Source organism: Bacillus sp. JJ1503 (assembly GCF_036965125.1).
GTDB lineage: Bacteria > Bacillota > Bacilli > Bacillales > Cytobacillaceae > Cytobacillus.
On record NZ_JBALOZ010000271.1, the window covers coordinates 577 to 7,739 of the forward strand.

Below are 7,163 nucleotides of genomic sequence, written 5' to 3' on the forward strand. Positions count from 1 at the left end.
TTGAAGTGGGGATCTTACAGCTCGTTAATCTGCGATAAAGTTATTTTTTCGCTTCGCTGTCTATCTCACCATAAGATGTCAGGATTTTCGCGCTTCCTCTTATTTTAATGGCGGAAGTATGCTCTGTGAACTGAGCAATCATGACTTCACCTTGATCCAGTTTTTCCGAATGATGAAATCTAGTATCAGTTCCTCTTGTTAAACCTATGACATTGACACCGTCTTCCTTTGCCTTAATAACGATATAATCATTTCCATTGGGATTTTTCTTATCCATACTAACACCCTTTTAGCGATTATTTAAGCGTCAAGAAGAATTCTCTCATTCTTAGCTTAATGGATTAAAACTTGATTAAAGCTAAAACTTCAGCACGTGCTTTATCATCTTCTGAGAATGTACCTCTAACAGCAGTTGTAACTGTTTTGGAGCCCGGCTTTTTCACTCCGCGCATCGTCATGCACATATGTTCAGCTTCCACTACAACCATTACTCCATTTGGCTCAAGCTTCTCTAAAATCGCATCCGCCACTGTAGAAGTAATTCGTTCCTGAAGCTGTGGACGTTTCGCAACTGCCTCCACTGCCCTAGCCAATTTACTTAATCCTGCAACTCGGCCATTTCTAGGAATATATGCAACATGTGCTTTTCCGTAAAAAGGTACAAGGTGGTGCTCACAAAGTGAATAGAAAGGGATGTCCTTTACTAACACTAACTCTTCATGATCTTCGCTAAAAATGGTCTCGAAGTATTCTTTCGGATCCTGATTTAATCCTGCAAACACCTCTTCATACATTTTTGCTACTCGCTTTGGTGTATCTAATAATCCTTCACGGTTTGGATCTTCCCCGACTGCTTCTAATATTAAACGTACGGCATCTTCTATCTGCGCACGATTTACGTTCGACATCAAACTTCCCCCTCAGACAATCTTGCTTTCTTAAACTCCAATATTTCCATATTAGCATATTATTTTCATTACAAGCAAAAAGAAATGCAAGGGGGCATTGATATAAAAAAAACCGCGAATGATCGCGGTTTTTAACTTAGGCTTTGTTTAAGCACTTGTATGTACTTATTTAACAGCATCTTTCAATGCTTTTCCTGGTTTGAATGCAGGAACTTTGCTTGCAGCGATTTCGATTTCTTCGCCAGTTTGCGGGTTGCGTCCTTTACGGGCAGCACGCTCACGAACTTCAAAGTTTCCGAAACCAATTAATTGTACTTTATCACCAGCTTTTAAAGCATCTAGGATTGCATCAAATACTGCATCAACTGCTTTAGTAGCGTCCTTTTTAGAAAGTTCACTGCTCTCAGCAACTGCGTTAATTAGTTCTGTCTTGTTCATGGTTTCACCTCCTCCCAAAAATATAAATGGGTGACTTAAATTAGACATATTAAGCATTCTTACTTACATTTGTAAACAAAATTACTGAATTCTAAACGTTGTAACAAATTTTTGTTTAACATGTCTCATAATAAATTAAATGGATGAAGTTTTCAAACCATTTCTCCAAAAAACCTTTATTACTAAGGGTTTAGGATGTCACAACGGTAATTCTGTTAAAAGATTATCACAATCATTTCGTGTTATCAAGAATAATTCACGTTTTATTGGGAAAGTTTTCTTTTTACACCCATTTACCGCCTAATTTTTTGTTTATTTGTCATATTATATGAAAAAACAAAAAAAGACCCCGAGTGGAGTCTTATAAAATAATGGCTATTAAACCGCCTGATCCTTCATTTATAATTCTTTCTAGTGTCTCTTTTAATTTATATCTTGCATTTTCAGGCATCATCGAAAGCTTTGCCTGAATTCCTTCTCGAACAATCGAGCTAAGGCTGCGGCCAAAAATATCGGAATTCCAAATTGATAAAGGATCATCCTCGAAATCCTGCATTAAATAGCGAACGAGTTCTTCACTTTGCTTTTCTGTTCCAATGATTGGAGAAAACTCTGATTCTACATCAACCTTAATCATATGAATGGATGGAGCTACTGCTTTAAGTCTTACCCCAAACCGCGAGCCATGGCGTGTGATTTCCGGTTCATCAAGGCTCATGTCGGACAATGATGGGGCCGCAATCCCATAGCCAGTTTGTTTTACCATTTTCAATGCATCTGAAATTTGATCAAACTCCCTTTTGGCATGGGCAAAATCTTGCATTAATTCTAATAAATGATCTTTGCCGCGAATTTCTACTCCCACAATCTCTTTTAATACTTCATCATAAAGATCGTCTGGGGCATATAAGTCAATTTCTGCTACACCTTGACCCATTTCGATGCCTGCTAGTCCCGCCCGATCAATAAAATCAAAATCACTGAATTGATGGACGACCCTATCAACATCCCGTAATCTCTTAATATCTTTTACTGTTTCTTTTACAGCTTCCTGATAGCTTTCTCTTAGCCAATGATCCTCGCGAAGTACCATCACCCAGCTTGGGAGATTTACATTGACTTCAAGCACTGGGAACTCATACAGGGCTTCACGCATAACATTTAATACGTCTGATTCCCTCATGCCCTCCACACTCATAGCTAGCACAGGAATATCATACTTTTCAGAAAGCTGATTTCTTAGAGAATCTGTATTTGGATGATGAGGCTGTACACTATTAATAATCATAATGAAGGGTTTTCCAACCTCTTTTAATTCATTTATTACTCTTTCCTCTGCCTCCAAATAATTGCTGCGAGGTATTTCTCCAATTGTACCATCAGTAGTTATCACGACCCCAATGGTTGAATGCTCTTGAATGACTTTTCTAGTTCCAATTTCTGCCGCTTCATGGAACGGAATCGGCTCTTCATACCAAGGAGTATTAATCATTCTTGGGCCATTTTCGTCCTCATACCCTTTAGCACCAGGAACCGTATACCCTACACAATCAACTAATCGAATATTAACGTCCAGGCCTTCATCCACGTGGACAGAAGCTGCCTGATTGGGTACAAACTTAGGCTCAGTTGTCATAATTGTCTTTCCGGCTGCACTTTGAGGGAGTTCATCCTGGGTGCGAGCACGGTCAGCTTCATTACTCATGTTTGGCAAAACAACTAATTCCATAAATTTTTTTATGAAAGTTGATTTACCTGTACGTACAGCTCCTACTACTCCGAAATAGATATCGCCGCCAGTCCTTTCAGCAATATCTTTAAAAATATCTACCTTTTCCAAGTGATCCCCTCCCGAATCTGTGGGATAATATTATCCTATCAATTACGTTTGGACATTATATGTTTATGATGTTGTCCTATCTCGTTATGACAGTTTTTATAAAAAATTACCCCTTGAGATAACATTTTCCGCTTATTATGCTTTCTTATTTACATTTAATGTTAAAATAGCATTAAAAAAACCCTTCTCCTACAATATATTTTGCAGAAGAAGGGTTATGCCTATTTCGTTAAAAAGATTGGATTTTTTGTTTCCTCATCAATTGTATACGGTAAAGAATAAGCAGGAACAAATGCAGAATCTTTCGTAAGGATTTCCCTTACATCGTCCCCTTGCTTATAAGAAAACTCCTGTTTTTGCATGGCCTCATGAAGATCACTCGTGTAATCAACGTAAACCTCTGCTTCACCTGTAATCACAAATGGCAGATTTCTTCCACTATAAGGACTCAATGCTACCGGGCTTTCTTTATAGCCAAGCTTAGTAAAATCCAAAGTAAAAACATTTTTTGCAAGCTGTTCTTTATAAGGAGGGTACTTCTGTGATTTCATTCTTAACTTAATATCCCGAATGGTTTCAGCCATTCTTAAATCAAAAATTTTGACCTTTGGCTCTGTTTCTGCATCTATTAGAACATATTGAAAAACCCCTCCAGATTCGTACGCATTACCAGGCGACTCTGCCATAAATTGAGGTATAAGCTTTTTGAAATCAATAGGGTACTTTTGATATATTGGGGTTGATTCATCTTTAGTTTTAATAGGCAAAAGTCCGTTATTTGCTTCTTTATAAGAATTGACAGCTGTTTGTACAGAGTTAATCTGATCTTCATAAGGAATTTTATTTTGTGCTAATTGTTCTTTTGGATACATGCATCCGGATAATAGCGGTATAAATAACAGCAAACAACCGAGCAGCTGTAAACCTTTTTTCATTTATATCAATCCCTTTAGTCTATGTATAAGAATAATGTAATTAATCACTTGTTGGTCCGCTGAAAACGACTAGTACAATAATAATCCCTGATATAATCATCAAAAAATAGGCAATAATAGCAGTTAGAAATTTAAAGATTCCACCCAATTTATAACGGCTTAAATAAATCATTAATATTGAGATAAACATAAAGCCCATTGATGCAAGAGAAACCCACATTTTCATTAATGACGGTGACATGACTTTCAACTCCTTTTTCCGAAATGATTATAACATACGCTTGTCTGTTTGAAAAAGAAAGTACTATAAAAAAAAAGCTGAGTTAAAGAAAGGGGCATTTCTTTAACTCAAGCTTATGAGACTAAATAACCCATACACCCTGTTCATTTCACCAGTTTGCTTCGTTGCATTGTATGCAAAAAGTAGCCGGCTCGCATCCTCGAATGCCTATATTTAAAAAATATTAGGATTGAGCCGTTTTATTTGTCAAAGTCAGATTCAAGAACGTTCGTTAAATCCTCCATTTCGTTCTTTTTTCCACGTGCCATCAAAAGATCTACTCCCTCCTTTGCATTCACACCATTAAAAAGAACGTCATAAAGAATATCGGTAATGGGCATATTCACTTCATATTTTTCTGCTAGTTGCTTGGCAGCTTTTGTTGTTCTTACACCTTCAACTACCATTCCCATATTATCAAGAACTTCTTGTAAATTATGGCCCTTACCAAGCAAATTCCCTGCCCTCCAATTTCGGGAGTGAACACTTGTACAAGTTGCAATTAAATCTCCAATTCCCGTTAAACCAGAAAATGTAAGGGGACTAGCACCCATATTCATCCCTAAACGGGCAATTTCTGCTAAACCTCTAGTCATTAGCGCAGCCTTTGCATTATCACCATAGCCCAACCCATCTGTAATACCCGCTGCTAGTGCAATAATATTTTTTAATGCCCCGCCAATTTCAACTCCGATAATATCAGGATTTGTATAAACACGGAAATTCTGATTAATAAATAAATCTTGAATTCTTTCAGCCGCATCCATGTTCTTAGATGAAACAGTCACAGTTGTCGGATGCCTTAAAACAACCTCTTCTGCATGACTTGGACCTGATAGAACGACGATACTGTCCAAATTTTCAGGGGATATTTCCTGTTCAATCATTTCAGAAATACGAAGTAAAGTGTCTGGCTCAATTCCCTTGCTCACATGAACAATGGTTAAAGGCTCTTTGCAAATGAAGTTAATTTTGCCGACTGTTTCACGAATCGCTTTTGACGGAACAGCTAGAATAATTGTATGAACTCCCGATAAAGCTTCCTCTAGATCAAAATATCCAGTAATTCCTTCAGGTAGGATTACCTCTGGTAAATATTTTTTATTCGTATGGTATTGATTAATTTCATTTATTTGCTGGAGTTTATGACCCCAAAGACGAACTTCATGGCCATTATCTGCCAGAACCATAGCCAAAGCTGTTCCCCAGCTTCCCGCTCCAACAACAGCTACTCGTTCAAACCTTTGCTCCATTTAATCACTGCCTTATAAAATTATTTGTTTAGCTCAGCGCCTTGGGGCTCGCTGACGAAGTACGCCACGTCCTGTGGCAGCATCGGCACTAGTAAGTCCTGTACGTTGGAAGTCAAAAGCCCCTGATCAAGCTGCTTCTTTATTATTTTCTCTCTCTTGCAAATATCTTGATTGGTGTCCCTTCAAAGCCAAAGGCATCCCGAATTCTATTTTCTAAGAACCGCTCATATGAAAAATGCATTAATTCAGGCTCATTTACAAAAACAACAAAGGTTGGCGGCTTCACCGCAACTTGAGTCGTATAATAAATTCTCAAGCGTCTTCCTTTATCGGTCGGTGTTGGATTCATAGCAACCGCATCCATAATGACATCATTCAGAACACTCGTTTCAACGCGCAATGAATGATTGTCACTTGCGGTATTGATCATTGGAATAAGGGTATGAATCCGTTTTTTTGTTTTTGCGGAAAGGAATACAATCGGAGCGTAATCAAGAAACAAGAAATGCTCACGAATCTTTTGTTCAAATTCCTTCATCGTTTTCTCATCTTTTTCTACAGCATCCCACTTATTCACGACAATGACCACAGCTCGTCCAGCTTCATGAGCATACCCTGCAATCCGTTTGTCCTGCTCGATAATTCCTTCTTCTCCATCTAAAACAACAAGGACTACATCTGAACGTTCAATTGCTCTTAAAGCACGCAAAACACTATATTTTTCAGTTGTTTCATATACCTTACCCTTTTTGCGCATTCCAGCAGTATCAATAATGACATACTTGTCTCCATTATAAGTTAGCTGAGAATCGATTGCATCTCTCGTAGTACCGGCAATATTACTGACAATGACTCGATCTTCGCCTAAAATAGCATTTACAAGTGAGGATTTCCCTACATTAGGACGGCCAATTAATGAAAATTTAATTACATCCTCATCATAATCTTTCTGACCATGCTTTGGAAAATGTCTAGCAGCCTCATCAAGTAAATCTCCTAATCCTAATCCATGTGCACCCGAGATAGGAAAAGGTTCTCCAAATCCTAAAGCATAGAAATCATAAATATGCTCTCGCATTTCAGGATTATCAATTTTATTGACGCCAAGTACGACCGGCTTTTTTGCCCTGTAAAGGATTTTTGCCACTTCTTCATCCGCAGCCGTAACCCCTTCTCTGCCGTTCGCTAAGAAGATTATGACGTCAGCCTCATCAATTGCAATTTCAGCCTGCTGGCGAATTTGCTCAAGAAAAGGCTCATCTCCAATATCAATACCGCCTGTGTCAATTATATTAAAATCATGGTTTAACCATTCTGCTGAACTGTATATACGATCCCTAGTAACTCCGGGAATATCTTCGACAATAGATATACGCTCTCCAACAATTCTGTTAAATATCGTGGATTTTCCAACGTTTGGACGTCCGACAATCGCAATCACTGGCTTTGCCATGAACATCACCCTTTCTTTTCCTAATCAATTTCTCCTCGGCGAAATTGCGCCCAGAT

8 protein-coding genes are annotated in these 7,163 nt (G+C 38.2%); all 8 read right to left on the minus strand.

The genetic code is table 11. From position 1 onward, the window contains the following. Nucleotides 1-40: 40 nt before the first annotated feature. The 8 genes from mtrB to der all read right to left on the minus strand — a co-directional run bounded on the left by mtrB (nt 41) and on the right by der (nt 7,107). Nucleotides 41-277, minus strand: coding sequence for a trp RNA-binding attenuation protein MtrB (mtrB, locus tag V7149_RS19695; protein WP_335347293.1), 237 nt, complete (start codon nt 275-277; stop codon nt 41-43). Nucleotides 278-341: 64 nt separating this feature from the next. Beyond that, nucleotides 342-908 (minus strand): GTP cyclohydrolase I FolE, encoded by a 567-nt coding sequence (folE, locus tag V7149_RS19700; RefSeq protein ID WP_335347294.1) that lies wholly within the window; start codon nt 906-908, stop codon nt 342-344. Nucleotides 909-1,073: 165 nt separating this feature from the next. Continuing rightward, on the minus strand, nt 1,074-1,346 hold the full coding sequence (locus tag V7149_RS19705) for an HU family DNA-binding protein (RefSeq protein WP_066294243.1): 273 nt from the start codon (nt 1,344-1,346) through the stop codon (nt 1,074-1,076). A 361-nt stretch (nt 1,347-1,707) separates the two neighbouring features. After that, a complete protein-coding gene (gene spoIVA, locus V7149_RS19710) occupies nt 1,708-3,186 on the minus strand; it encodes a stage IV sporulation protein A (RefSeq protein ID WP_335347295.1) in 1,479 nt (492 codons plus the stop codon). A 221-nt stretch (nt 3,187-3,407) separates the two neighbouring features. Beyond that, complete coding sequence (locus V7149_RS19715) at nt 3,408-4,121, minus strand: hypothetical protein (RefSeq protein WP_335347296.1); 714 nt, start codon at nt 4,119-4,121, stop codon at nt 3,408-3,410. Nucleotides 4,122-4,161: 40 nt separating this feature from the next. Then, nucleotides 4,162-4,362, minus strand: a complete 201-nt coding sequence (locus tag V7149_RS19720) for a DUF2768 domain-containing protein (RefSeq protein WP_335347297.1) — start codon at nt 4,360-4,362, stop codon at nt 4,162-4,164. Nucleotides 4,363-4,601: 239 nt separating this feature from the next. Beyond that, on the minus strand, nt 4,602-5,654 hold the full coding sequence (locus V7149_RS19725) for an NAD(P)H-dependent glycerol-3-phosphate dehydrogenase (RefSeq protein ID WP_335347298.1): 1,053 nt from the start codon (nt 5,652-5,654) through the stop codon (nt 4,602-4,604). 142 nt (nt 5,655-5,796) lie between these two features. Continuing rightward, on the minus strand, nt 5,797-7,107 hold the full coding sequence (der, locus tag V7149_RS19730; protein WP_335347299.1) for a ribosome biogenesis GTPase Der: 1,311 nt from the start codon (nt 7,105-7,107) through the stop codon (nt 5,797-5,799). Between the last annotated feature and the right edge of the window lie 56 nt (nt 7,108-7,163).